The following is a 25,390-nucleotide window of genomic DNA, read 5'->3' as shown; positions in this document are numbered from 1 at the left end:
CCCGCGGAGCGGGTACCCCATCGCTGCGCGATGGGAAAGCGAACCACCGCGCTGCGCGCGGTGGTTGCGCTCCCGCTCCGCGGGAGCGCTGGCTGCAGGCTGCGCCTGCAGCTCACCCGGCCTGCTGCGCAGGCCGGGTGACGCTCCGTCCGCTGCGCTCCCGGAGCGGCTCGGCTACGCCTCGCGGGCCCTGCTTCCGCTTCGCTCCAGCTGGGCCTGGGCGAGTCCGCTGCGCTCCCTCGCCCCAACGGGCCTTCCGGCTGCGCCTTCAGTCCCTTGAGGCCCGCTGACGCGGGCCGGGCTGGCTACAAGGAGGGAGGCCGGTGGGGGCTATTCGGGCTGGGTGACCGTCAGGGCCCAGCGGATGGTGTCATCGGAGGCGTCGACCCCGATGCTGAAGGACCCGGGCCGTACTACGCCCGGGTCCTTGGTCACCGCACCCGTACCTGCGGTACCGGCGGGACAGTCCACGGTGAAATCGGCAACCTGGTAGCCCTGCGAGTCCATCGTCACGTGCACAGTGCCGTCACCCTCGCACGCCACCGTCAGCACCGTCGGCAGGCCATCCCACGCCCCACCGGAAGCCACTCCCCCGTCCCCGACCATCTCCTCCACCCACACCAGGCCGTCCGGACCCGGATGCGGAAGCAAACCACCAGCCGCCGTTGCCGGGCCGGCACCCACCGCAGCCATCGCGCCGGCAGCCAGCAATGCGATCATGGACACATTCCTCGTACGCATCGCGTACTCCCTCCCCTATGAATACCTGTCACGACAACACCACCCTGCCCGCGAACAGACGCATACGCATGAGTACGCCTACTCACGACCTCCTGACCGAAGGCCCTGCGCAGGCCGGACCAGCAGGGTGGCCGATGTCGATCTCTTCCTCAATGAGGATGCACGAGACCACTGACAACCCACCGCGACCAGGAATGACGCTCGAGCCAGCCATCGGACCACCGAGGCCGCCAGCTTGGGTCGAGGCCGGGCAGAGAGGCGCGGTCGGACGGTTTTCCAGCCGAAGGCCAGGTGCGCAAGAGGTGTGGAACGGAGTCAGGGCCGGCGTCTTGCGGTGCGGCCGGGTCGGACGGCTCCGACGCCGACGAAATGCGGGGCAGTCAGGTTCGATCGGCCTTGCCTTCAGGTGTCCAGGACCAGGGCTTCGGTGCAGGGGCTGGGCCGTCCATGGCGCTGCGGAGCTTTTCCTTCAGGCTCTTCGACGGTGCTTCCTTCTCTTCACGCGAGTGCACGAGCTGGGCCGTGGTCACCCGTATATGGCATTCACGGTGACGCTGCTTCACCAGCACGATCCACGCACCGTCCTGGGTGAGCAGGGCGTGGCGGGCGGGCTCGTCTCCCGGGCGTGTGTGCCGGGCCAGGATGCCTGGAATGTGGTGGAGGGCCGCGTCTTCGGCGGCCGCGACCGCCTCCGCCCGGTCCGGGCCGATGCAGTGCGTGCCGGTGAGCATCCACCGATGCAGTTTGAGGTCCGTACCGTCGGCGCGCTGGGTGGTTCGGGTGTCTTCTTCGATGAGGACGTACCAGTCGGCGGTCATGGCCGGACCTTACCTGCTGGTGTGGGGCGCGGGGGTGTCTTCTGTTTTGATGCAGCATGTAGAGATGGCAGAATGACGGGACACCCAAGGGGTCTGTTTACTGGGTCCAGGTGCTGAGTCTGGTTTTCGGTGGATCGCATTGGCCGTACTCGACAGCTTTTTCGTGGGAATGGTCGCCGTAGTAGACGCAGGGAGAGTAGACGGGCTGCATGCCGTACCAGGCTGTCCAGATCAGAGCGGTGACAGCGAGGAGGACGCCAGATGCTTCCACGTAGGAGGTCCTCCGGCGGGGCGGATCATGGCGCTGATCACAGGACGGGGAGCGGGGGGTCATGATTTCACTCAGGGAGCATCAGGTAGACCAGCGGTCGGCGTTTCGCAGATGGGTGGGATTTCCTACACGCGTATCTGTGTCCTCGGAGGGGGCACGGGGCACGATCGTGTCGGCGACCGGCTCGGGCAAGACGATCACGGCCGCCGCGTGCGCCCTGGAGTCGTTCGCGGGCGGCCGGATCCTCGTGACGGTGCCGACCCTGGACCTGCTCTCGCAGACCGCTCAGGTCTGGCGGGCGGTGGGCCACCGGGTCCCGATGGTCGCGGTGTGCTCGCTGGAGAACGACGCGGTCCTGGGCTCGCTCGGGGTGCGGACCACCACCAGCCCCATCCAGCTCGCCCTGTGGGCCGGGTCCGGGCCCGTCGTCGTGTTCGCCACGTACGCCTCCCTGGTCGACCGGAACGACCCGGAGGACCCGACGGGTCGGCGGAAGGTCCGCGGGCCGCTGGAGGCCGCTCTGGCGGGCGGAGAGCGGCTCTACGGCCAGCGCATGGACGGCTTCGACCTCGCCATCGTGGACGAGGCGCATGGCACCGCAGGTGATCTCGGGAGGCCATGGGCAGCGATCCACGACAACCAGCGGATCCCCGCGGACTTCCGGCTCTACCTGACCGCGACCCCGCGCATCCTCGCCGCACCCCAGGTGCGAAGGGGCGCGGACGGCCAGGAGGTGGAGCTCGCGACCATGGCCGATGATCCGGACGGGACCTACGGCGCGTGGCTCGCGGAGCTCGGACTCTGCGAGGCGATCGAACGGGAAATCCTCGCCGGGTTCGAGATCGACGTGCTGGAGATCCACGATCCCTCCCCCGTTCTCGGGGAGTCGGAGGAAGCGCGGCGCGGCCGGCGCCTGGCACTGCTGCAGACCGCGCTTCTGGAGCACGCCGCCGCGTACAACCTGCGTACGGTCATGACCTTCCACCAGCGCGTGGAAGAAGCTGCGGCGTTCGCGGAGAAACTGCCCGAGACAGCGGCCCAGTTGTACGTGAACGACGCTTCGGACGAGGACCTGGCGGCCGCGGGCGGGCTGCCCGCGTCGTCGATCGGCGCGGAGTTCTACGAGCTGGAGGCCGGCCGCCACGTACCGCCGGACCGGGTGTGGTCGGCGTGGCTGTGCGGCGACCACCTGGTGGCCGAGCGGCGCGAGGTGCTGCGGCAGTTCGCAGGCGGCATCGACGCGGCCGGGCGCCGAGTGCATCGTGCGTTCCTCGCGAGCTGCCGCGTGCTCGGTGAGGGCGTCGACATCACCGGCGAACGGGGAGTCGACTCAATCTGCTTCGCCGACACCCGCGGCTCCCAGGTCGAGATCGTGCAGAACATCGGCCGGGCGCTCCGCCTCAACAAGGACGGCTCCACCAAGGTCGCCCGGATCATCGTGCCGGTGTTCCTGGAGCCGAACGAAGACCCCACCGACATGGTCGCCTCCGCCAGCTACAAGCCGCTCGTGGCCGTGCTCCAGGGTCTACGCTCGCACGATGAGCGCCTGGTCGAACAGCTCGCCTCCCGTGCACTCACCAGCGGCAAGCGCACGGTCCACGTCCGGCGCGACGAGAATGGGCGGATCGTCAGCGTTGGCGTCGCGAGCGACGGTGAGAACCAGGAGCAGGACGACACCGGCGCCGCTGCCGAGTCGGCCCTGCTGCACTTCTCCTCTCCCCGGGACGCGGCGGCCATCGCCGCATTCCTACGCACCCGGGTCTACCGGCCGGAGTCCCTGGTGTGGCTGGAGGGCTACCAGGCCTTGCTGCGGTGGCGGAAGGAGAACGAGATCGCCGGCCTGTATGCCGTCCCGTACGACACCGAGGTCGAGGTCGGGGCGACGAAGTCGTTTCCGCTTGGCCGATGGGTGCACCAGCAGAGGAAGGCACTGCGGGCCGGAGAGCTGGAAGAACGGCGCAAGGTCCTCCTGGACGCCCCGGAAGCCGGGATGGTCTGGGAACCCGGCGAGGAAGCCTGGGAGAGCAAACTCGCCGCACTCCGGTCCTACCGGAAGGCCACCGGGCACCTCGCACCCCGGCAGGACGCCGTATGGGGCGAAGGCGAGGGCAACGACGAGCAACTGGCCATCGGACAGTTCCTCGCCAACCTCCGCCGCAAGGGTGGCCTGGGGAAGGACGCGGAGCGGGCTGCCGTACGCGCACAGCAGCTGGCTGCGGTCGACGAGGACTGGAACTGCCCCTGGCCGCTCAACTGGCAACGCCACTACCGCATCCTCGCCGACCTCGCCGCCGACGAACCCGACGGCGTTCTGCCAGCCATCGCACCCGGAGTCACCTTCGACGGCGACGACATCGGACGCTGGCTCCAGCGGCAGACCCAGCCGAGCACCTGGGCGCAGCTCCTCCCTGAGCAGCAGGAGCGGCTGTCGAAGCTAGGCGTACAGCCCGACCAGGCGCCACCTCCCGCCCCGGCAGCCCCTCGCGCGACGAAGGGCCCGAGCAAGGCCCAGGCTGCGTTCCAGCGGGGCCTCGCGGCCCTCGCACAGTACGTTGCTCGAGAGGGAGAGTCCGCGGTGAAGCGGACCCACCGAGAGAAGATCGTCATCGACGGCGAGGAGCACAATCTGGCCCTGGGGATCTGGTACGCCAACCAGAAACAACGCCGCGACAAACTCACCACGGAGCAGCGGGACGCCCTCGCAAAGCTCGGCATCGACTGGGCGTAGCCACACGGAGGATCGATTTCAAAACGAAAGCACGTGCCTGGTGATCACCCGGGCAGGCCGCGGAGAACGTCCCTCAGTGGCGGTTGGGGAGGCGTGCCGCTGGGGTCAGTGACTGGGGCGGCCGACTCCGGCCACTGCCTTGTGGAGGGCGGAGGTCAGGACCGCGGCGAGACCGGTCGCCGCCACGCTCCCGATCATCACCATCCCCACGCCGATCACGAACAGGCCACTCCCGTCGTCCGACCAGTCGTAAGCGGCGGCCAGGGCCAGACCGCCGGAGGTGCCCAGCACCGCGGCCACGCCGTGCCCCCGAAACGCCGCCCAGCACACCGGTATCAGTAGACCCAGTCCCAGCCCGATCACCTGCCACGCCTCGTAGGGGCCGGTCGTAGAGCCGTCGGGATGCACATCACGGTGCTGGTCCCACCCCAGCCAGGTCGCCCACATCGCCACCGACACACCGGCGAGCAGCACGGTCGTCATCGACAGGGGCACGGGATTGCGCGGTTCGTTCGTCATGGCCCCAGCCTCCCGGCATCCCCCGGCCCGCGTCAGAGTACGGATACTCACTCACACTCGAGTAGGAAACACACCCGCGTACATGGCCGTGCCTTTGAAAAAAGGAAGCGGGTGATCTGCGGGCCAGCGGTGACGGCACTGTCCGGGACGAGGGACGCCGTCACGACTCACGCGGCGGGGCCTGGAGGTGGGCGGCAGGTGCCGGCGCCCGGCATCGGCTGGTCTTCACCGACCGGCTGGTGGCCACGCTGATCCAGCTGCGGCACGATCTCCTCGCCCTGCTGTTCGACGTCGGCCACTCCACCGTCACCCGGGCCGTCGGGAAAATACGGGCCCTTCTGGCCGAGTGAGGATGTGCGGTCCCCGAACGTCCTAGCCTGCGACTACGGACCCTCGCCGATGTGTTCGCCTATGCCCAGGCCGAGGGCATCGAGCTGTGGCTTTGTCCACGAGAACGGGCTCTGGCACAACTTCTGTGGACCCGTGGCAGCGGTTGCTGGCGACCGGATAAAGATTCGTCCGCAGAGAACGGTGTCTCTACGCTTGGCCGGAGCGGGAGTGCGCGCGTTTCCGCAGGTTGCGGTGCCGTGGCAGGGCGGTCCATCGCGATCGCCGTGGGCGAGGTCCCTCCCACGGCGACTGACGGAGACGGGGCGGACCTGCTCCCCTCTGTCTCGCGGGTTCCCATCCCGTCGGCACCACAGCCGACCAGGACGCAGTACGGCGCACGGACCTGCCGCCTCGCGCCAGGTCCACAGAAGTTGTGCCAGAACCGGTTCTCGCGAACAAAGCCACAAGCCCGGCTGATACGCCGTTAACCGCCGAAGAGTGCCGAGGCGTCATGCGCTCGCCTACGTCCCCGCGCGATCTTTCCGGGCAGGGCTCTGTGTCAAGTTCTACGCTGCCCCACGCGGGCTGCCCCCCGCGCCTCGGGCCGACAGTGCAGACAGGGCGCCCGGGGCCTCCTGCGACGCGGGTGCCCGGGAGCGGTGTGAGCGCTGCTGACTCGGGTAGCCGGGCCGGCATGTTCAGACACCGACGTGTAAGGGTTGTGTGCGTCCTGCTGGTCAGCTGGGGAGCGCTGGCGGCCATGGAACGCTGGGCGGAGCACGCCACATGGCCAAGGGCCATGTGGAACGGACTGCTGCTGGGGTGCGTGGTGGCGGGTACGTGGTGGTTCGCCGAGATGACACAAGGGCGATCGCCACGAAGGAGGGATCCATGCCCCGTTCTCTCGGAGCGAGCCGACATCCAACCGGAGCAGGAGTCAGCACCTGAGGGTTGTGCAGAGAAGGGTCTCAGGCGTGCTCGGTGATCCCGCGTCGGCGATGACTGGGCCGCCGTCAAGCTCGCCACCTCGAAATCAGCACAGAGGTAACCGGCGCCTGCCCGCGTCCCACGCCGTCCACAAAGGCGGGTCGGGGCGCGGGCATTCTTCCTGCGTGCCGCGCACGCGTGCCCGGCAGCCGGCTCCCACAGGGGCCGGGCGCACCCGGTCCCGCCGCAGTGGAAGCACCGGCCGCCTCCCGGCGTGCTGCGGGCGCCGGTGGTGTCGGCGGCGTGGCGGAAGAACCGGGTGAGACCCGCGGTGTGCGCCTCGTGGATCGGGAGCTCCTGCCGTCTGCCGAGCGTGACCTCCGGTGCGACGCCGGAGCCGGTGAAGTGAACATGTATGCCGCCGGTGATCGCACGGAGCGTCTCGTTCAGCTCGGACATCGTCTGCGCGCCGGACAGCTCCACGCGGGCCGCGTGGACGGTGTCGGTGACCGCGGCGAAGGACAGCCATCCGACCGGGCGAGCGAGCGGTCCGATGCCACCCACGGGAGCGGGATGGGTGTGCTGGAGCTGGGACAGGGCGGGCCACAGGTCGCCCGGCAGATCCTGCGGTGTGATCTCTCTTCCCGGCTGCGTCTCATACGGTCTGTGCAGGGCCTGCAGTGGGCTGGTGCCGTCGGATGGGCCCGTTCGTCCCGCCCGGTGGTGCGGTGACTTCGGGACCGGTCCCGCTGTACGGCCTGGCGACGAGTTCGGCGTAGGTCCGACCCCGGCCCGGGCCCGGGCCGGGGTCGTGGCCGTAGACTGGCCGCGCAGCAGCTGCCCGTCACCGTTCACACCGGTCGGCTTTCCAGCCGGCACCGACAGTCCGGGGCGGGCGCCGGGTCCGGCCCGGCCCGGCCCGTCGGTGAAGCGGTTCCTCTTTCCCACGGCTATCGCGTGGGAAAGAGGTGTCCGCGCCCGTAACCGGCTTGCCCACTGGGTCTGGTCCGGACACACGAGGGGCGTCCGTTTTGCCGGGCTCCCACCTGCGGTCACACCTCCGATCCCCCGCCCTGTGCAACCCTCTAGGGGGCGTCTTGTCGATCATTGGTCGAGCCAGATGAGGGTGATGACGGCGAGGTAGCGGTCGGGTCGTTTGTCGTAGCGGGTGGTGATGCCGCGCCATTGCTTGAGGCGGTGGAAGCAACGTTCGACGACGTTCCGGCGCCGGTAGGCGACCCTGTCGGACCCGCAGGGCCGTTCACGGCGCCGTCTGCGGCCGGCGAGCTGGTCGACGCGTTCGGGGATCGTGGTCTTGATCCTGCGTCGGCGGAGGTAGAACCGGAACGTGCGGGCCGAGTAGCCCTTGTCCGCGACCACGTGATCGGGCCGGGTCCGGGGTCTGCCCGGACCCGGCCCGGCCACTCGGATGCGGCCGATGACGGCCTCGGCCTGCGTGCAGTCGTTGCGGTTGCCGGCCGTGACCAGGAAGGCCAGGGGCCGGCCGCGCCCGTCGCAGGCGAGGTGGATTTTGCTGGTCAGCCCGCCGCGCGAGCGTCCCAGACCTCGCTCTTCGAGCTCCCTTTGGCGGCGGTGTGCTGATGGGCGCGGACGATCGTGGAGTCGATCGCGACCAGCCAGTCCACCTCCGCCCTCGTCTGAGCCACGGCGAGGAGGCGGTCGAAGGTGCTGTCGGCGGCCCAGCGGGCGAAGCGTCCGTGGACGGTCTGCCACGGGCCGAACCGCTCAGGCAGGTCCCTCCAGGGCAGGCCGGTACGGAACTTGAACACGATGCCCTCGAGGTCCTGGCGGTGATCCCGCCAGCAGCCAGGAGCCCGGCCCGCGGACGGCAGCAACGGTACGATCACCGCCCACGCGGCGTCAGAAATCTCCCCGTTCCTCACGACCGGACCAACGATCCGATGATCGGAAAGACACTCCCTAGGGGGTCGACTGCCAGTAAGGGAGTCGGAGACCTACCGTCTACTCGTGCTCTTCCCGGGTGCGGTTGGCGACCCGGTTCGGATCGTGTAGGGGCGCCGGCACCGAGGTGTCGGTGGCCGGGGTGCGTGTGATGTGCCAGCTGGTGCGCGGTGCGGTGATGGCGTGGGCCAGGACGACGAGGGCCTGCCGCCCGGCGCCGCCCCGCGCCCACGTCCCGGTGAAGCGGACCTGATCGGCCGCCCAGTCGCCCAGCCGCTGCCACGGGCGCAGTCGCCCGAGGAGATAGCCGGCCGTGAGCGCGGCGGCCGCGGTGACGACGACGCGCACCATCAGGACCACCGCATCCCGATGGCGGACAGCTGCTCCATCCGCTCCGGTGTCAGGGTCGCGGCCCGGCTGCGTTGATTCCCGATCCAGGCGCCCAGCTTGTGTTCCCGCTCCTCCTGGCCGTCGCCGCCGACGATCCGTTCGACGTGCTTCCTCGGGACCCGAAGGTGTCCCTCGCGCTCGTAGAACTGGCGGGCGGCCTCGTAGTGCATCGCCCACTTGTCGGTCTGCGTACGGCGCGGCTTCGGCTTCTCGTCCTCGGCCGCGGGCTCGGTCCCGAGCACCTGCTCGCACATCCACTGCTGCACGGTCGTGAGCTGGTCCCAGCCGAGCCGCACCGACTGCACCCACCGTCCGAGATCCTCGCCCTGGCGCACGACGTCGCCCGCCTCGGTCGGTAGCGCCTCACCGGCGTCCAGGTGCATCCTCACCAGCTGGAAGCACCGCTGCCACGTCACCGGCCACGACGGGCACCAGGACGCGTCGGTCCCCTCCAGCTGCTCGCGCCGCTCGTCCGACAGTGCCCCGGCCGACGACTGAACCGGCAGCCCTTCCGCACGACGCTGCTCGATCTCCTGCGCCTTCCGGGCGGCTGCCCGCGCGTTCTTCAGGAAGATGCCCACCCGGTGCCCCTGGAACGTGGCGTCCAGCGACGCCAGGAGGTGCCCGTGTTCGGAGGCCCACCCGCGCGCCGCCGCGAGACCTTCCTCCCACGCGACATCGAAGTGGCTCCAGATCATGTCGAGCTTCTCCAGCTGCGCGATGCGGTCCTCGTCGATGTCGCCGCGGGCGTAGAACCGGCATGCGTCGGCGGTCCACTGCCCGAGCGGGAAGTTGGCGAGCGAGGCCGGTCATCCGGTGGCTTCCGCCTCCTGGCCGTCGACGGCGGCGGGCACCCGCGGCGCGCAGACTCCCGAGAGCGCCGTGCCAGATGCCGACCCGAAGGCGCCCGGGCGGCCCGGCCTGCTCTCGCGCCTGCGCCGGTAGCCAGCAGACGCCGGAGCACGACAGGCCACCATGCTGGACAAGGCCCTTCCCGCCGGCACCGGCCAGGTGGACGGCACCACGGAGCCGCTCGCCACGTGGCTGCGGGTGTGGGACCGGTCGCCGCTCCTGCCCGCGCACGTGCCGGCCGGCCGGGAGCCGGCGCTGGAGCGACTGCGCCGCCTGAGGCCCGCCGGCCCTGCGGTCCCGCGCACCGTCCCCGTCCCGGTGCCGGTCATGGCGACCACCGCCCTGTCCGCCGAGGACATCGAGCGGGACTGGGGGCGCGGACGGGGTGTTGGAGCGGGGCCGAGCGGACCATGCCCTTCTGACCGGTTCACCGGTGTGGTCAGTTCACTTTGGCTTCCAGGTCGGCCTGATTTCATCCCACCAGACGATGAGGCCGCCCGTGGCCAGGATCAGGGTGTTCGCGATGATGCAGCGCCATCCGCCGGACAGCAGGTGTCTGTCTACGGCGGTGTACGCGGAGTCTGCTGTGTGATCTTTCAGCACTGCGACGCCGAGAAGGAGGAACCCTGCAGCCAGGAGCATGGAGACCACGCTTGCCCAGGTCGCCAGGTTTCCGGGCTTGCGGCCCGCACGGGGCAGTCCGATCGCGGCGAGGAGGATCGCCACGGCGGTTCCGATGATGGTGATGGGGGCGAGCAGCCAGTCACTGCTGTCGGGGCTGCCGTTGGCTGCCCCCAGGGGGTGCTGCCAGTCGAAGGCCAGGACTACCCGGACGGCTTTCTGTCCGGCGGAGGCGAGCGTGAAGGTCTCCTCTAACATCGGTCTCTGGGTTGCCGAAACCAGAGCGGCCAGAGCCATGAAGAGCAAGCTCCGACCGAGTGTGGTTGGGAAACGGTCGGTAGAAGGCCGTGGTGAGGGTTTGTCGGGCTGGGCGGGCCGCGACGGCTGCTCCGGTGGGCCGTCTGGGGCGGTGGCTGAGCGCTTCTGCTTGTTGCCGTTTCCGCTGCCGGGCGGGGCCTCGGGCCGGGTGGGGGTACTGCCGACCTCCTGTGACCGGACGGTGAGCGCGCGCAGGGCGTTGGTGCGTTCGCGGATCGCCTCGCGCGCACCGTCGATGCTCATCCAGGAGCTGGATCCGGCTCCGTTACCGAGCAGCACGTCGCACCGTTCCCGGACTTGAGATGGTGTCGGCCGTCGGTCCGGGTCCTTGTTGAGGCAGTCGGTCAACAGCCGGCGGAGTGGTTCGGGGACGGCGCTCAGGTCCGGGGCGTCGGCGACGATGCGGTGGGCTACCGCCCATTCGTTCTCCGCGCCGAACGCCTCCTGTCCGGTTGCCAGGAAATAGAGGGTGGAGCCGAGCGCGAAGACGTCGGAGGCCGCACCGACCGCACGGCCCATCGCCTGCTCCGGCGACATGTAGAGCGGCGTGCCGATCCGTGTCGACTGGCTGGTATAGGTCGCCGACTGGGTCAGGGACTTCACGATCCCGAAGTCGATGACCTTGGGCCCGGTCTCGTCCAGCACGATGTTCGCGGGCTTCAGGTCGCGGTGCACCACCCTGGCCGTGTGGATGTCCGTCAGTGCGTGCGCGATCCCCCCTGCCAGCAGCAGCACCTGACGCTCGGGAAGCCCACTGGTGCCCAGCACCAGGTCGCGCAGCGAGGGACCGGCCACATAGGAGGTCGCCAACCACGGCTGCGCTGCACGCGCGTCCGCGTCCAGCAACGCCGCGATGTGCGCACCGCGCACCCGTTGCGCGGCGGCGATCTCCTGAGCGAACCGCTCGGCGAACTGCGGCTCCTGCGTGAACTCGGAGCGGATCACCTTCACCGCGGCCGGTACCCCGCCGGGCGACAGGGCCAGGAACACCTGGCCCATCCCGCCCTCGCCCAAGCGCGCGAGCAACTGGAACCCGCCGAAGCCGTCAGGATCGTGCTTTCGCAATCCCGCGAACTGGAACGCCACCCCCGCCACGACCTACAGCCCCCTTCGTCGTCCCGCCCCCGGACCGCACGAACAGTGACCGTTCGTGCACTCGATCCGAGCGTAGGGGGCGCCGCCTGTCCATTGCCAGTGGTGGGAGCGGGCCGCAGTAAACGGGTGCGGCGGCGGCCTTGGAGGAGTGTGAGCTAGGACCTGTCTGATGATTGATCTTGTGGTGGGTCGTGGTGAGCTGACGGATGCGGCATGGGAGCGGATGGCGCCTCTGCTGCCGGGTGTTGACGGTCGTGGGCGGCCGTGGCGGGATCACCGGCAGGTGATCAACGGGGTGTTGTGGCGGTTGCGGACGGGTGCTCCGTGGCGTGACCTGCCGGAACGCTACGGGCCGTGGCAGACGGCCTATGAGCGGTTCGCCCGCTGGGAGGCTGACGGCACCTGGGCCCGCCTGCTCGGGCAGGTCCAGGTCCGCGACGACTCCGTCGGAGTCGTGGAGTGGACCGTGTGGGTCGACTCCACGATCTGCCGGGCCCACCAGCACGCCGCCGGCGCCCGCAAAAGGGGCGGCGGCGGGGGACGAATTGGAAGATCCGCCGCATGAGGTGGCTCGCCAGGCGCTGGGCCGCTTCCGCGGCGGGCTGACCACGAAGCTCCACCTGGCCTGCGACGGCCGGGGCCTGCCCCTGGCCGTGGTCGTCACGCCCGGCAACATCAACGATTCGACCGTCTTCGACACGGTCATGGGCTCCCTGCGGGTGCCCCGGACCGGTACCGGGCGGCCCCGCCGCAGGCCCGAGGCGGTGATCGCGGACGAGGCGTACTCGTCCCGGGCCATCCGCCGGGTCCTGCGCAGGCGGGGTGTCCGGGCGGTCATCCCGGAGCGGGCGGACCAGCAGGCCAACCGCCTGCGGCGCGGCCAGGCCGGCGGCCGCCCGCCGGCCTTCGACCGCGAGCTCGACAAGGCCCGCAACGTCGTCGAACGCTGCTCCGGCCGCCTCAAGCAGTTCCGCGCGATCGCCACCCGCTTCGACGAACTCGCCACCCGCTACAAGGCCGGCGTCCACCTCGCCGCCCTCGTCCTCTGGCTCCGCGAACCCACCCAAGATCCTTTGTCAGACAGGACCTGGCGCTTCGGGGCAGCCGCCTCACCATTGTGGGGCGGCCGGTGCTCGCTTCGGCCTGTCCCTCTGATGCTGGTCTTCCGGTATGAAGCCCGCAGCATGCTGCGCCGTAGCGGGTATCCGACCGGTCTGAATGATGCGTTCGCCTACGACGGGCGAATTTTCGAAATCCTGGCCCTGCGGGAGCCCGTCTCCGACGACTGCTACCGCCGCGTGATCGGCAGCCGCGCCCGATGGTGACGGCATTCCTGGCGGTCCTGGGCGGACCGCGCACTGCGCGGTCCGCCGCTTCTCACGCGATGAACCTCACTTCGGGGAAGGCTGCACTCGGGCCGTCGAGCAGATGTCCCTGGCGATGTCGCAGGTGCTGGTCGAAGAACGCGAGCGGGTAGGCCTGCTGGATCCGGACCGCCCGGGTCGGATCGAGGGTGCCGATCATGTCCTGGACCTGCTGGTCCGTCAGGCCGAGGATCGTGCCCGCTTGCGGGATCAGTGTCGCGTAGTCGCCGTACGTCTTGTGGACGGCCCCGTCGGCCTGGATGTTCAGGCGCCAGCCGCGAAGGTGCGTCCAGAACTCGGCGACGTCCGGCATGGCGGCCCGGGTGAACGAAGCGGTCATCATCATGAACGGCCGGTCCAGGTCGGCGGTGACGGTCGGCTGCATCGGGCCGTCGATGCTGAGCCCGGCGCCAATGCGCTGGTCGGCGAGCATGGTGAGCGCGGTGGCGGTGCCGCCCTTCGACCAGCCGAACGCGCCGATGCGCTGCGGGTCGAGGGCGCCGAGCAGTCCCTGGGGCAGTGGCCTGCCGTCGGCGTCGGGGTTGTGCCCGGCGGCAAGGCCCTCGACGGTGTCGAGCACGAACCGGATGTCCGTGGCGAAGTCCCGGGGGCCCAGGAACGGCGGAACCTGTGCCGGGACGGTGAGTCGGCCGTCGGGGAATTCGCTGAACGCGTCGTACGTGTGGTCGACGGTGACCACGGCGTAGCCGTGGCTGGCGAGTTCCTGGACCATGATGGTGTGGTCACCGCGGTGGCTGCTCGCGCCGTGCGCGTACACGAGGACGGGCAGGCGGCGGCCCGTTCGGTGCACGGGGGCGTCCGCGTGTGCGGCGGTGAGTGGGCCGAGGGCGGGATCGAGGGGGAAGCCGGCGTCCGCCAGGAACGCCCGCAGCGCACCCCGGGGCATCCAGGGAGCACGCGGCAGGTCCTTCGTCTTGCGAGCGGGGTACCAGACGCTGGCCATCAGCTCGCGGTGATGCCCCGGGCCGGCCGCAGGATCCGGACGCGAGGTGTCGACGAGGTGGAGCGGCACCGTGCCCACCGGGTGCGGCCCGGTGGGCCTCGGCAGCGTGAGCTGCGACGGGCCCGGGTCGGTCGGTGCCGCCCACGCCCGGCCCGGTGCGCTGATCGGCACGGCGGCCCCGACCCCCGCGGCCAGCGCGGCTGCGAGCAGGCGACGGCGCGTCAGGTCCTTCTGGGTGACCGGTGTGATGGTCACGTGTCCTCCCTGGGTTTCTTGGACGGCGTCCGGCGTGCTGTCCGCGTCCGCCGGACATCGGCGGGAGCCGCTCACGGCTCGCCGCGGTTCGCCGGGGTGCGGATCAGGACTCCGGGGCTGAGCTGCCGTGCTCGATCTGGTGGATGAGTCGCTTGAGTCGGGTGACCTCGTCCCGCAGGGCGCGGTCGCCCGCAGGAGTGAGGGAGAGCCAGGTGCGGGCGCGTTTGCCCTCGTAGCCCTTCTCGATCTCCACCAGACCGGCCTTCTCCAGCACGGACAGATGCTGGCTGAGGTTTCCGGCGGTGAGGCCGAGCGTCGTGCGCAGGAAGCCGAACTCGACCCGGCGCGCCTGGTGGGCAACGGTGAGGATGCCCAGGCGCACGCGCTGGTGGACCACGTCGTCCAGGCCGGTGACGGGGTGCTGCTCGGGCTGATCGGTCATGACGCGTTGCGCCTGCCGGACAGCTCGGCCAGGCCGAAACCGAGGGCGCCGAGCAGGAGAAGCACGCCGGGGACGCCGAAGGTGGGCAGAGCGGACCACGGCGAGGTGAACGGGATGCCCGCCCAGCCGGTGGACAGCGGCACCAGCTCGATGGCCAGGTACACCACCGCGAGCAGCAGCGAGGCGCGGCTGCGCTCCACCCAGGCCAGCACCAGCAGCGGCAGCCCGACGGCCATGGCGTTCCCGGCGAGCCGTTCGAGGAACCTCGTCACCACGGAAGCGGGGTCGAGGTGCAGGCCCCAGAAGTCGAGCGGTTCGCCGAGCTGCGCCGTCCCGTGCCGCAGGCTCCAGAGCGCGGTGGCACTCGCCAGGGCGACCAGGACGATCCCCGCCAGGACGTAGGGCCGTACCCGGGTCCCGACACCGCGGTTGCGGGAGCGGCGGACGTAGAAGAACGCCGTCGCGGCGTAGACGAGGGCGAGCCCGAGGGGCCAGTAGAGCGCCGAGCCCTGCGTGGCCAGGGTGCAGCCGCCGGCTGCGGCTTCGCCCGCCGGGCAGGCCACGGTCTCGACCTTGAAGGTGAGGCGGCCGACCAGGATCCCGCCCAGCGTGAGCACCCCCAGCAGCAGGAGGGGGAACCAGGTGCCGCGCTGCGCGGCCCGGACCTTGCGGGTCAGGTCGCCGAGGCCTGTCAGGACTTCACGGGGCGTGCCCGACGAGGGCACGGATGCATCTGTCATGCCATCAGCTTTGCATTACAAACTGGTTATGGCAAGAAACGCATGTGCTGCAGGTCCAGGCACTGGAAGCCGCCCGCCGGGAGGGCGAGCGAGCGAGGTCGCCGGTGTCACGCGGAGAGCGATCGCGCAGGCACGAGCCGCCGGACGTACGGACGTGGTTTTTGCTTGTATGAGAGGTTTCACCCCGACGAGGGAGATCTTCACGATCGCGCCTGTCATGTCCACGAGTGAATGGTGGACGGTGGTGGGACAAGTCGCGAACCCCGCGGAACGGGGCCACCGCGTGCACACCGTGGAACCTCGTGCCGGTCGCTGCGCGGGCGTGCGGTGGCCCCTGTGGCCGGAGCGCCCCAGCGGGGGCTCCGGCCACAGGGGCACAGGGGGGCTTGGTCAGCCGATGGCGATCTGGTCGACCAGGAAGACGGTCGACAGGTAGGCGTCTTCGGTGCCGGCGAACTCCAGCTTCACCGTCTGCCCCTTGTAGGCGGACAGGTCGACGGTCCTCTGGACGTATCCCGCGCTCGCATTGGCGTTGGAGTAGGTGGCCAGTGTGGTGCCGTTGACCTTGGCCTTGAGGGTGTCGTAGGCGGTGGAGCCGTACTCCTGGGTGGAGACCTTCAGCCAGAAGGTGAGTTTGGGGGTGCCGGTGGAGGGCACCGCGATGTTCGACTGGGACAGGGACTCGACGGCGCTGGCGCCGTAGCCCATCATCCAGGCGTACCAGGATCCGTCGCGCGCGGCCTGCAGGGTGGAGTTGGTGATGATGTCGTCGCTCTGGGTCCAGCCGCTGGTGCCCTGTTCGAAGCTGCCGTTGGTCAGCGTGTTTCCGCTGGGGGGCGTGGTCGGCGAGGGGGTGGGGTCGGTCGGCGAGGGGGTGGGGTCGGTCGGTGAGGGCGTGGGGGTGCCGGGATCGGGCAGTGCGGTGCCGACGCTGACGGCCGCCCACGCCTTGGAGACGAGGTACCGCTCCTGGGAGTTGGTGCCGTACAGGTCGGCGGCGGCCTGCAGGGTGGCGGTGCGGGCCCCGGAGTAGTTGGTGGTGGAGGTCATGTAGGTGGACAGCGCCCGGTACCAGACGGCGGCGGCCTTGTCCTTGCCGATGCCCGCGAAGGTGTCGTTGTTGCAGGTGGTGCCGTTGTGCGAGCGTCCGCCGATGGTCTTCGCGCCGGTGCCTTCGGCGGCCAGGTAGAAGAAGTGGTTGCCGATGCCGGAGGAGTAGTGGACGTCCACCGAGCCCGCGCTGGAGGTCCAGCAGGACAGCGAGTTGCCGTCGGCGGCGGGGTTGTCCATGCGGCGCATGTATCCGCCCGACATGTTGAGCTTCTCGCCGATGTAGTAGTCGCCCGGGTCGCCGGTGTTGTTGGCGTAGAACTCGACCATGGTGCCGAAGATGTCGCTGGTGGCCTCGTTGAGGCCGCCGGACTCGCCGGAGTAGTTGAGGTCGGCGGTGGCGGCGGTGACGCCGTGGCTCATCTCGTGACCGGCCACGTCGAGCGCGGTGACCGGGGTGTTGCTGTTCTGCGAGGAACCGTCGCCGAAGAACATGCAGAAGCAGTCGTCGTCGTAGAAGGCGTTCAGCAGGTTGGTGTCGAGGTGCACGTAGGCGGGGGCGCCGCGGCCGTCGTTGCGGATGCCGGAGCGGTTGAAGGAGTCCTTGTAGTAGTCCCAGGTCTTCGCCAGGCCGTAGGAGGCGTCCACCGCGGCGCTCTCGCGGCTGGAGGTGGTGCCGGTGCCCCAGGAGTTGGTGGTCTTGGAGAAGGTCCGGGCGTTCTGCTTCGGGTTCGACTGGGGGCTGTTGTACGAGTCGTAGATGACCGTGCCGCCGTGCGCGGCGTCGGTCAGGGTGTAGCTGCTGCCCGACTGGGTGGTCTCGATGGAGACCTGGCCGACGGCGACGCCGTTGCCGGTGCCCGTGATGCTCTGGTGCAGCTCGTACTGGTCCAGCGGCGCGCCGCTGGACGCGTCGACGATCACCGCCTGACGCGAGGCCGGGCCCGTCTCGCCCTCGCCGGTGACGGTCGAGCGGTAGGCGAGCACGGGGACCTTGCCGACCGCGTACACCACCAGGGTGCTGCTGTCCTTGCTGCCGGTCTTCGCCTTCTTCACGTGCTTGGCGTGCTTCACGGCGACGTCCGAGGCCTCGGCCGCCGTCAGCTTCGGCGTGGTGCCGGCCACCCGGATCGCACCCTGGTGCGCCAGATCGGAGCCGGTGATCTCACCGTCCTCGGTGAGGTGGACCACCAGGTCGCCGCCCATCACCTGCAGGCCGCTGTAGGTGCGGTCGTAGCGCACGTGCCGGGAGCCGTCGGTGTCGACCAGCACGTCCTTGGCCACCAGGCGCTCGGCCGGGCCCAGGCCGAGCGCGCGGGCGGTGGCAGCCGCGTTCCGGTCGGCCGTGCGTATCGCCTCGCCACGGACGTCGGCCGTCATCGCCCGGAAGCCGGCGCCGGGCCGGGCGGCGGAAGTGCCGGCGGCCGCGGCGGACCGGGGGGCAGCGGTGGACTGGGTGGCCACCACGGTCACGGTACCCAGGGCGAGGGCTGCCGCGACAGCGCCTGCCAGGGCGTTCTTTCTGCGGTTCATCGCGATCCTTCTGCCGAGCCTTGTCGGGGATTGCCGCAGGACGTCATCTGGGGTGCGGGGGGCGTTCGGCGGCAGTTGGCTCGGCTGTGGCCATGAGGCTAGGGACGAAGAAGGCGGCCGACATCAGGGCAACCCCTTGACCTGGACCGAAGCGGCCCGGCGGGGCACCATGGCCCGATGCCAGACTCTGCGATGTGGGTGAACGCGTCCCACAAGACCGCTCCCGTGCTGCCGGACGACGTGCACGGCACCCGCCGGGTGGTCCTGTTCGGACCGCCCGGGAGCGGCAAGACCACCGCGGCCGCGGCCCTGGGGCAACGGCTGGGCCTGCCCGTCCTGCGGCTGGCCCCGCGCCCGCAGGACGCCCGGGTTCCCTACGCCGGACTCCTCGAACTCGCCCTGGCCCTCCCGGCACTGCCCGCGGCACGGAAGCTGTCGGCACGACTCGACGAGGCCGCCGACCAGCTGGGCTCCCCGGACGGTTCCGCCTCGGCCCTGCGGCTGCGCCGGCAGACCGCCGCCGTGCTGCAGGAGGCACCGCCCATGACGCTGACGGTGGACAACGCCCAGTGGCTGGACCCGGCCAGCGCGGCCGTCCTGGGCTGGGCACTGCGCCTGGCTCCGGACCTTCCCGTCATCGCGGCCGAGCGCACCTGGCTCCCGGGAGCCGGAAGCCACTGGTGCGGGGAGGACGCGTACGCAGTCCCCGTTCCGCCCCTGACGGCCCGGCAGGTCGCGGCGCTGCTGTCCCCGTACCGGCTCGCCCCCCGCGAGGTCACGCGCATCCACACCCACAGCGGAGGAAACCCCGCACTGGCCCTGGCACTCGCTCAGGCCGACGGCCACACCGTTGTCGCGCTGACCACCCCCGATGCTGATGACGCCCCGGTCCTCCCCGCCCCGGCCCGCCGGTTGGTGGGTGAATGGCTGGACACGGTGTCGGAGGAGGCCCAGGAACTGCTGACGTTCGCCGCGCTCGACGACCGGCCCGGCCTCGACCTGCTGAGCGAGCTCGCCGGCCCGGCGGCCGAAAGCCTCCTGGCCGAGGCCGAGGCAGCCGGACTCGTCGACCTCCGGCAGCCCGACGGGACGGTGCGGTTCACCGCCTCCGCGATCGGCACCGAACTCGTGGCCCGGCTGCCGGGCCACGCGCGCAGGCTCCTGCACGCCCGCCTGGCCGAGGCGGGCCGTGACAGCGTCCGCCGCGACCGGCACACCGCGCTGGCGGCCGACGCCGACGACCCGCGGTCGGCCCGCCGTGCCGCCCGCGCCGCCGCACGCGCCCGGCAGCGCGGCGACCACGCACTCGCGGCGGAGCTCTCCCTCCTCGCCGCCCAACGCACCCCGCACGACGACGGCGAACTGTTCATCGAACGGGCCCTGACCGCCGTGCGCGACGCCGCCCACTACGGCGACCTCCCCCGCGGCCGGGCCGCCGTCCGTCTCGTCCTGGGCCACGACACCACCCCCGCCCAGCGCGTCGACGCTCTCGTCGCCCTGATCGACGCCAGCGGCCAGCACCTGCACAGCGCGGACGAACTGTTCGCCGCCGCACTCCACGCGGCCGCCGGACGGTCCGACCTCACCGCGCAGATCCTCATCCGCCAATCCATCTGGGCCAACGTCAACGAGGGCGACCCCCACCGGGCGTGCGCTCTGGCCGGCCGGGCCACCGGCCTCGCCGAAGCCGCCGGAGACACCACCACCGCCGTCCTGGCCCTCACGATGCAGGCCCGCCTCCAGCGCGTCCTCGGTCACCCCGGCGCCGGGGCCACGCTCGACCGCGCACTGTCCCTGCCCCGCACCGCCCCCCTCCCGGCCAACGCCACCCCCCAGCACCTCGCCGCCCGGCACGCCCTCTTCGACGACCACCCGGACGAGGCCCGCACCGCGCTGCTTCCCCTGCTCGCCGAAGCCGAGCGGACCGGGGACACCGAGGCGACCGTGGACGTCCTGCGCAGCCTCGCCGAGTCCGAACTCCGCGCCGGACGGTGCGCCAGAGCGCTCCACCACGCCCACCGCGCCCAGGCGCTGACCGACGGAACCGCTCTGTCACCCGCACCGGCGTGCTACACCTCTGCCCTCGTCGAGGGCGCCGCCGGACGCACCGACCTCGCCCTCGTCCACGCACGCCGCGGAGTCGACACCGCCCGGCAGGAGGACAACAAGGTCTTCCTCTCCCGCAACCTCTTCGCCCTCGGCCACCTCCTCCTGGCCACCGGCCGCCCCAAGGAAGCCCTGGAGGCCCTGGAGGAGGTACGCGCCCTGGAGGGACTCCAGCAGGTCCGCGACCCCTCCATCCTGCGCTGGCATCCCGAACTCGCCGAGACCCTCGTCGCCCTGGGCCGCCTCGACCAGGCACAGAGCCTCCTGGACGACACCCGCCGCACGGCGGCCGACCTCGGCAGGCACACGGTCCTTCCCCCGCTCGAACGCGCCCAGGCGCTCCTGGACGCCGCCCGCGGCGACTACGACACCGCGGCCCAGCGCCTCACCGACGCAGCCGACCGCCTCCGCCCCCTCCCCCTCGAACGCGGCAGGACCCTGCTGGCGCTCAGCCACACCGAACGGCGCGGACGCCGACGCGCCAGCGCCCGCGCCGCCGCGCACAGCGCCGCAGACCTCTTCACCGCCCACCAAGCACACCCCTGGGCCGAAACCGCCGCGCACACGCTCAGCCAGCTGGAAGCCGTCCCCGCGGGCGGAGACACCCACCCCCGCCTCACCTCCGCCGAGCAACGCTGCGCCGAACTCGCCGCCGCCGGAGTGAGCAATCGAGACATCGCCATCACCCTCACCGTCAGCGTCAAGACGGTCGAAGCGACGCTCACCCGCGTCTACCGGAAACTGGGCCTGCACTCACGCTTCCAACTCGCGCACGCCGTCGCACCTGTACGTGACTAGGCCGTTTCGTTTGGATCACCGTGCAGACCAGAGGAAGATGCCCGCGATGTGGAGTCCGGCCAGGTAGATGGTCGCGGTCTTCTCGTAGCGGGTGGCGATGCCTCGCCACTGCTTCAAGCGGTTGAAGCAGCGTTCGACGGTGTTGCGCTGCTTGTATGCCTCGCGGTCGAAGGCTGGTGGCCTGCCGCCTCGGCTGCCGCGCCGCAGGCGGTGGCCACGCTGGTCGGCCGGAACGGGGATGACCGCCCGGATCCCGCGCTTGCGCAGGTGCTCGCGGATCGCGCGGGAGGAGTACGCCTTGTCGGCCAGGACCACGTCCGGCCTGGTGCGGGGCCGTCCTCGCCGTCGAGGAACGCGAAGGCGGGCCATGACGTGGGCGAAGGCGGGTGCGTCACCGGCCTGTCCGGCGGTGAGCACGAAGGCCAGTGGCCGGCAGTGGGCATCGGAGGCCAGGTGGATCTTTGTGGTCAGTCCGCCGCGGGACCGGCCGATGGCGTGGTCTGCCGGTTCACCTGCCGGGGCGGCCCCTTTTTGCGGGCTCCGGCCGCGTGCTGGTGTGCGCGCACGACGGTCGAGTCGACCGAGACGACCCAGTTGAGGTCTTCGTCGGCGTCTGCCTGAGCGACCAGCGCGGTGAACACCCGCCCCCAGGTACCGTCGATGGCCCACATCCGAAGCCGGTTGCAGACGCCTCGCCAGTTGCCGTACTTCTCGGGGAGGTGGATCCACTGTGATCCCGTCTGGAACTTCCAGGCGATCGCGTCGATCACCTCTCGGTGCTCTCTCCACCTCCCACCCCGCCGCGGCGTCCGATCTGGGAGTAGCGGCTCGATTCGCGCCCACTGCGCGTCAGTCAACGGCACGCACGAACAACGACAGGCGGGGCTGGTTTGGAACGGTGCAGCTGTCAGGCGGTCGGCTCAGTGCGGAGCCGCCGTACGTCCCGCACGAGCGTGTACGAAGCGCTGAGGAAGATCACGGCTCCAGCCACGAGCCAGAGGGCCGACGCCCCAGAACGGTACTCACGAACGGCAAGAACGAGCAGCATCACGCTGGCAAGGACGCCGAAGGCCGAGATCAGAGCGCTGATGCGGTGGTGAGTCACACGGACATCATCAACGACAACCTCGGCCAGCGGAAGTGATCCAAACGAAACCGCCTAGGCCGTGTATCGAAAGTGGATCTTGGACTGTGGATGATCACCGTTCATGGCGCGAGGAGATCTCACGGACGGGCAGTGGGCGGTGTTGGAGCCGCTGCTGCCAACGAGGACGAAGGCGGGGCGGCCGCCAGTCCGGCCTCGGCGGCAGCTGATCGACGGCATACGGTTTCGGGTCCGTACCGGCGTGCCATGGCGGGACGTGCCAGTCGAGTACGGTCCGTGGGGCCGGGTCTATGACCTTTTTCGGCGCTGGCAGCGTGCAGGCGTCTGGCATCGGATCCTCACCCGGCTCCAGGCGCCGGCCGATGCGGCAGGGGTGATTGCGTGGGATCTGAGCGTCGACTCCACGGTGTGCCGCGCCCATCAGCACGCGGCCGGTGCCCGCAAGCGGGGCGACCTGCAGAAGGAGTCGCCGGGAGGTGTGTTTCCCGAGCCTGCTGATCACGGGCTGGAGCGCTCGCGCGGTGGGTTCACCACGAAGCTCCATTTGGCCGTTGAGCAGAGGCAAAAGCCTCTGTCGGTCGTCATCACAGCCGGGCAGCGCGGGGACTCGCCTCAGTTCGAAGCTGTACTGGAGAAGGTCCGCGTGCCACGCGTTGGGCCAGGCCGGCCACGCGTCCGCCCTGTTCGGGTGCGTGCCGACAGGGCGTACGCCTCCCGTAAGAACCGCGCATGCCTTCGCCGTCGAGAGATCCGCTGCACCATCCCCGACAAGGCCGACCAGGCGCGCAATCGAAAGAAGCCCGGCTCCCGCGGTGGCCGGCCCCCGCGCTTCGACCCTGCCGATTGCCGCGAGCGTCACGCGGTCGAATGCGGGATCAACCGCCTCAAGAGAAACCGGGCTGTCGCCACCCGGTACGACAAGCTCGCGGTCCGCTACGAAGCGACCGTGCTCATCACGGTCATCGGTGAGTGGCTGTGATCGGCGGAACGGGCGCGGGTACTTCCCCTCCGGTAGAGGCGGGGAAGCGAGCATCGGGTCGACCAGGTCGCGGGGCCTGATCGCGCCTCGCGAGCTCGGGGACGGGCGGCTGGAAGTGCCCGGCCGCCAAGGAGCGATGCTCTTTTCACTGGGCGGCCGGAACGCCCCGGGCTCCGTTGTTCACGGAGCGCCGGGGCCCGGGACCGTCACAGTGGTGTGGTGGTCAGCGTTCGAGGAGAGCGATGCGGATGGCGCGCTCGACGTGGGCGGCGGTGTTGGCGTGGCCCTGGGCGTTGGGGTGGACCAGGGTGGCACGCTTGTTGATGAGGCCGCAGTTCAGGATGGTGCCGGGGAGGCTGGCGGGCCAGTAGTCCGCGGCGTCGCCGCAGATGCCCTCGACCCACTTCTCCTCGGCGGGCCGGCAGGCGTCGTGGCCGACGCTGGAGGAGTACACGTCGACGTAGCGGTCACCGAAGAACGACGCGACCCGCTGGATCGTGCTGTTCAGCGGCTTGAGAGCGTTCTCGCGCAGCCAGTCGACGTCGGTGTGCTTGATCGAGCCCAGCTCAGTCAGGACGGGGCGGTTGCAGGTGCTGCCTTCCTCGGGCAGGACGGCCGGGTAGCCGACCGTGATCACCTTGGCGTTGGGCGCGGCCTCATGCACCTTGGCCAGCATCTGGACGTACTCGTCCTGGACCCGGGCGAGCTTCTCCTCGATGCTCTCCTCGCCCTCGGGCGGGTTGGTGTAGTGCTCCTGGCAGGTCTGGCCGGGGATCGCGCCCAGTTGCAGACACTTGAGGAGCATGCCGCCGAACGGCAGGCTGTTCCCGCCGACGCCGATGGTGACGACGTCGGTCTCCTCGCTCAGCTCGGCCCGCTTGATCTGCGTGTCCACCGCGGACCACCCCTCGGCGGGGGGCTGGACCGGGCTGACGGGCGTCTGCCTGGTCTCGGCGATGTCGGCGATGGTGGCGTTGCCGCAGCTGACGTTGGCCAGCTGGACGGACCTGCCCGGCGGGAACTCATCCAGCTCCCGCTCGACGAGACCCGGGTAGGCGTCGCTGGTGCGGTCACAGCCGTCGCGCGACGCGTCGCCGAGCGCGGGCTGCGGCTCCCCGACGAAGCCGCCGGCGGTGTACGAGTCGCCCAGGGCGGCCCACTGATACTGGTCAGCCGCACCGGCGGAGCCCGAGGGCACGAGCGCGGACGTCGCCAGCGCGAGTCCTACGGCCAGAGCTCGCGTGCGCAGGCGGGAGACAGGGTGTCGCATGGATCCTCCAGAATCGGCGGAAGACGACCCGAGGCCGGAACGTGCCCCAGGCCGGAAGGCGTCTCGGCCAAGATCATCCAGGCGATTCCATAAGCCCCCCATAGGAATCGGACCTATAACCCCCGATCGAGCTAAATGGTCAGATCTTTACGCCGCCACCTGCCCCCGAACCGCTCCACCCCTCCCGGGGTGCCCACCCCGACTACGCCCGCGCAAGATCACTTTCGACACACGCCCTAGCAGGCGAGGGGGTTGAGAGACCACCAGGCGGCGCGTTCGTCGAGCCCGGTGGACACGGGCCGAGCGGGCTTTGCGTCTCCGGGGCGTCCCGAGACGTCCCGGGGACACCGGAACGGTGCGGAACGTGCGCCTCCTCGTTCGCTCGATGCCACGATCGCCGTCATGCCAAAGATCCGTTCCGTTCTCCCCGTGGCGGGGGCCCTGGCCGCCCTCGCCTTCGCGGCCTCACCCGCCTCCGCCGGCACCAATGGTCAGCAGATCCTCTTCAGCGACGACCGCGGTGACACCTACTCGGTCTGGGTCTCGGGCCACAACCAGGACGGCCAGCAGGTCAGCCACTGCTTCAACACCCCCGCGACCGACAACTACCTGTCCGGTTGGTGGTGGAAGGGAACCGTCGCCGTCACCGGTTACAAGAGCTCCGGCTGCTCCGGAGAGCTGTACAACTTCGGCTTCACCGTCCCCACCAACTGGACCAGCGACTACTACCAGGTATGGGACTGACCATGATCCGCAACCTTGTCAAGGCGGGCGCCGCTCTCGCGCTGGGCACCGGCGCCCTCGCCCTCGCGGCCTCACCCGCCTCCGCCGGCACCAACGGCCAGCAGATCCGCTTCTACGACCAGCGCGGCGACGTCTACTCGGTGTTCCTGTACGGCACCAACCAGGAAGGCCACACGGTCGCCGGGTGCTTCAACACCCCCAAGACGGACAACTACATCGGCGGCTACTGGTGGAAGTACGACCTCTCGGTCACCTGGTACCCGCAGTCCGGTTGCGGCGGAACCGCCATCGAGCCCAGCCCGGAAACCTTCACCATCCCCGTGTCCCAGTCCTCCGACTGGTACACCATCTACGACCTCTGAGAGCACCGGTGAACCTGCTCAAGACCACAGCGGCGATGGGCGGGGTACTCGCCACCGCCACTGTCCTGACCGCCCTGGCCGCCTCGCCCGCCTCCGCCGGCGCCAACGGCCAGCAGCTGAAGTTCCACGACCGTATCGGCAACAC

The 25,390-nt window shown here is 70.4% G+C and carries 17 protein-coding genes and 3 pseudogenes; 7 read left to right on the top strand and 13 right to left on the bottom strand.

All coding sequences use genetic code 11. The annotated features are described in order from the left end of the window. Positions 1 to 330: 330 nt before the first annotated feature. Positions 331 to 720, bottom strand: a complete 390-nt coding sequence (locus IE180_RS35195) for a hypothetical protein (protein WP_229861228.1) — start codon at positions 718 to 720, stop codon at positions 331 to 333. A gap of 401 nt (positions 721 to 1,121) precedes the next feature. Then, entirely contained in the window at positions 1,122 to 1,559 is a 438-nt protein-coding gene (locus IE180_RS35190) for a hypothetical protein (protein ID WP_190161023.1), read from the bottom strand. 332 nt (positions 1,560 to 1,891) lie between these two features. On the opposite strand from IE180_RS35190, the gene IE180_RS35185 reads away from it, so the two are divergent. Next, positions 1,892 to 4,558 carry a DEAD/DEAH box helicase gene (locus IE180_RS35185; RefSeq protein WP_190161022.1) on the top strand — a complete coding sequence of 889 codons (2,667 nt, stop codon included), beginning with the start codon at positions 1,892 to 1,894 and terminating at the stop codon, positions 4,556 to 4,558. A gap of 105 nt (positions 4,559 to 4,663) precedes the next feature. On the opposite strand, the gene IE180_RS35180 is transcribed toward IE180_RS35185, so the two are convergent. Continuing rightward, positions 4,664 to 5,077 (bottom strand): hypothetical protein, encoded by a 414-nt coding sequence (locus IE180_RS35180; protein WP_190161021.1) that lies wholly within the window; start codon positions 5,075 to 5,077, stop codon positions 4,664 to 4,666. Positions 5,078 to 5,226: 149 nt separating this feature from the next. Between IE180_RS35180 and IE180_RS35175 the strand changes: the two are divergent. Next, positions 5,227 to 5,520 (top strand): annotated as a pseudogene (locus IE180_RS35175) (helix-turn-helix domain-containing protein); the annotation flags it as partial. A gap of 1,918 nt (positions 5,521 to 7,438) precedes the next feature. Here the strand turns inward: IE180_RS35175 and IE180_RS35170 are convergent. The 4 genes and pseudogenes from IE180_RS35170 to IE180_RS35155 all read right to left on the bottom strand — a co-directional run bounded on the left by IE180_RS35170 (position 7,439) and on the right by IE180_RS35155 (position 11,524). Next, positions 7,439 to 8,238: pseudogene (locus IE180_RS35170) on the bottom strand (IS5 family transposase). A gap of 79 nt (positions 8,239 to 8,317) precedes the next feature. Continuing rightward, the gene (locus tag IE180_RS35165; RefSeq protein ID WP_190161020.1) at positions 8,318 to 8,608 is read right to left on the bottom strand and encodes a hypothetical protein; all 291 of its coding nucleotides are present in this window, start codon (positions 8,606 to 8,608) and stop codon (positions 8,318 to 8,320) included. Beyond that, complete coding sequence (locus IE180_RS35160) at positions 8,608 to 9,345, bottom strand: helicase associated domain-containing protein (RefSeq protein WP_444545791.1); 738 nt, start codon at positions 9,343 to 9,345, stop codon at positions 8,608 to 8,610. Before IE180_RS35160 ends, IE180_RS35165 begins: the two co-directional genes overlap by 1 nt. A gap of 598 nt (positions 9,346 to 9,943) precedes the next feature. Then, a complete protein-coding gene (locus tag IE180_RS35155) occupies positions 9,944 to 11,524 on the bottom strand; it encodes a serine/threonine protein kinase (protein ID WP_190161019.1) in 1,581 nt (526 codons plus the stop codon). A gap of 190 nt (positions 11,525 to 11,714) precedes the next feature. On the opposite strand from IE180_RS35155, the pseudogene IE180_RS35150 reads away from it, so the two are divergent. Then, positions 11,715 to 12,621 (top strand): annotated as a pseudogene (locus IE180_RS35150) (IS5 family transposase); the annotation flags it as partial. 289 nt (positions 12,622 to 12,910) lie between these two features. Here the strand turns inward: IE180_RS35150 and IE180_RS35145 are convergent. The 4 genes from IE180_RS35145 to IE180_RS35130 form a co-directional block, all read right to left on the bottom strand. Beyond that, entirely contained in the window at positions 12,911 to 14,116 is a 1,206-nt protein-coding gene (locus IE180_RS35145; protein ID WP_190161018.1) for an alpha/beta hydrolase family protein, read from the bottom strand. A gap of 103 nt (positions 14,117 to 14,219) precedes the next feature. Then, positions 14,220 to 14,558 (bottom strand): winged helix-turn-helix domain-containing protein, encoded by a 339-nt coding sequence (locus IE180_RS35140; protein WP_190161017.1) that lies wholly within the window; start codon positions 14,556 to 14,558, stop codon positions 14,220 to 14,222. Continuing rightward, complete coding sequence (locus IE180_RS35135) at positions 14,555 to 15,298, bottom strand: hypothetical protein (RefSeq protein ID WP_190161016.1); 744 nt, start codon at positions 15,296 to 15,298, stop codon at positions 14,555 to 14,557. The genes IE180_RS35140 and IE180_RS35135 overlap by 4 nt, the downstream gene beginning before the upstream one ends. A 390-nt stretch (positions 15,299 to 15,688) precedes the next feature. Then, entirely contained in the window at positions 15,689 to 17,881 is a 2,193-nt protein-coding gene (locus IE180_RS35130; protein ID WP_190161015.1) for a M4 family metallopeptidase, read from the bottom strand. A gap of 177 nt (positions 17,882 to 18,058) precedes the next feature. Here IE180_RS35130 and IE180_RS37305 point away from each other — a divergent pair, with 177 nt between their 5' ends. Further along, the gene (locus tag IE180_RS37305) at positions 18,059 to 20,785 is read left to right on the top strand and encodes a helix-turn-helix transcriptional regulator (protein WP_190161014.1); all 2,727 of its coding nucleotides are present in this window, start codon (positions 18,059 to 18,061) and stop codon (positions 20,783 to 20,785) included. A 15-nt stretch (positions 20,786 to 20,800) separates the two neighbouring features. Here IE180_RS37305 and IE180_RS35120 read toward each other — a convergent pair. Further along, positions 20,801 to 21,648 (bottom strand): IS5 family transposase gene (locus IE180_RS35120; RefSeq protein WP_190161013.1). Its coding sequence is split into 2 segments (ribosomal slippage): positions 20,801 to 21,297 and positions 21,297 to 21,648, totalling 849 coding nucleotides; the frame shifts between segments, so codons are not numbered across the junction. Between the two features lie 345 nt (positions 21,649 to 21,993). On the opposite strand from IE180_RS35120, the gene IE180_RS35115 reads away from it, so the two are divergent. After that, positions 21,994 to 22,869, top strand: coding sequence for an IS5 family transposase (locus tag IE180_RS35115; RefSeq protein ID WP_190161012.1), 876 nt, complete (start codon positions 21,994 to 21,996; stop codon positions 22,867 to 22,869). Between the two features lie 223 nt (positions 22,870 to 23,092). Here IE180_RS35115 and IE180_RS35110 read toward each other — a convergent pair whose 3' ends face one another. Then, positions 23,093 to 24,139: an SGNH/GDSL hydrolase family protein gene (locus tag IE180_RS35110; RefSeq protein WP_190161011.1), complete on the bottom strand. Its 1,047-nt coding sequence runs from the start codon at positions 24,137 to 24,139 to the stop codon at positions 23,093 to 23,095. Positions 24,140 to 24,541: 402 nt separating this feature from the next. Between IE180_RS35110 and IE180_RS35105 the strand changes: the two genes are divergently transcribed. Both IE180_RS35105 and IE180_RS35100 read left to right on the top strand, forming a co-directional pair. Next, positions 24,542 to 24,883: a hypothetical protein gene (locus IE180_RS35105; RefSeq protein WP_190161010.1), complete on the top strand. Its 342-nt coding sequence runs from the start codon at positions 24,542 to 24,544 to the stop codon at positions 24,881 to 24,883. A 2-nt stretch (positions 24,884 to 24,885) separates the two neighbouring features. Continuing rightward, entirely contained in the window at positions 24,886 to 25,245 is a 360-nt protein-coding gene (locus IE180_RS35100; RefSeq protein WP_190161009.1) for a hypothetical protein, read from the top strand. Positions 25,246 to 25,390: the final 145 nt, after the last annotated feature.

This window comes from Streptomyces litmocidini, from assembly GCF_014649755.1.
Taxonomy (GTDB): Bacteria; Actinomycetota; Actinomycetes; order Streptomycetales; family Streptomycetaceae; genus Streptomyces; species Streptomyces litmocidini.
This window is presented reverse-complemented; position numbering and strand designations above follow the sequence as displayed.

Coding starts and splice junctions, on each gene's coding strand:
- IE180_RS35195 (WP_229861228.1), bottom strand. CDS start 720: ATGATCGCATTGCTGGCTGCCGGCGCGATGGCTGCGGTGGGTGCCGGC.
- IE180_RS35190 (WP_190161023.1), bottom strand. CDS start 1,559: ATGACCGCCGACTGGTACGTCCTCATCGAAGAAGACACCCGAACCACC.
- IE180_RS35185 (WP_190161022.1), top strand. CDS start 1,892: ATGATTTCACTCAGGGAGCATCAGGTAGACCAGCGGTCGGCGTTTCGC.
- IE180_RS35180 (WP_190161021.1), bottom strand. CDS start 5,077: ATGACGAACGAACCGCGCAATCCCGTGCCCCTGTCGATGACGACCGTG.
- IE180_RS35165 (WP_190161020.1), bottom strand. CDS start 8,608: ATGGTGCGCGTCGTCGTCACCGCGGCCGCCGCGCTCACGGCCGGCTAT.
- IE180_RS35160 (WP_444545791.1), bottom strand. CDS start 9,345: ATGATCTGGAGCCACTTCGATGTCGCGTGGGAGGAAGGTCTCGCGGCG.
- IE180_RS35140 (WP_190161017.1), bottom strand. CDS start 14,558: ATGACCGATCAGCCCGAGCAGCACCCCGTCACCGGCCTGGACGACGTG.
- IE180_RS35135 (WP_190161016.1), bottom strand. CDS start 15,298: ATGACAGATGCATCCGTGCCCTCGTCGGGCACGCCCCGTGAAGTCCTG.
- IE180_RS35130 (WP_190161015.1), bottom strand. CDS start 17,881: ATGAACCGCAGAAAGAACGCCCTGGCAGGCGCTGTCGCGGCAGCCCTC.
- IE180_RS37305 (WP_190161014.1), top strand. CDS start 18,059: ATGCCAGACTCTGCGATGTGGGTGAACGCGTCCCACAAGACCGCTCCC.
- IE180_RS35115 (WP_190161012.1), top strand. CDS start 21,994: ATGGCGCGAGGAGATCTCACGGACGGGCAGTGGGCGGTGTTGGAGCCG.
- IE180_RS35110 (WP_190161011.1), bottom strand. CDS start 24,139: ATGCGACACCCTGTCTCCCGCCTGCGCACGCGAGCTCTGGCCGTAGGA.
- IE180_RS35105 (WP_190161010.1), top strand. CDS start 24,542: ATGCCAAAGATCCGTTCCGTTCTCCCCGTGGCGGGGGCCCTGGCCGCC.
- IE180_RS35100 (WP_190161009.1), top strand. CDS start 24,886: ATGATCCGCAACCTTGTCAAGGCGGGCGCCGCTCTCGCGCTGGGCACC.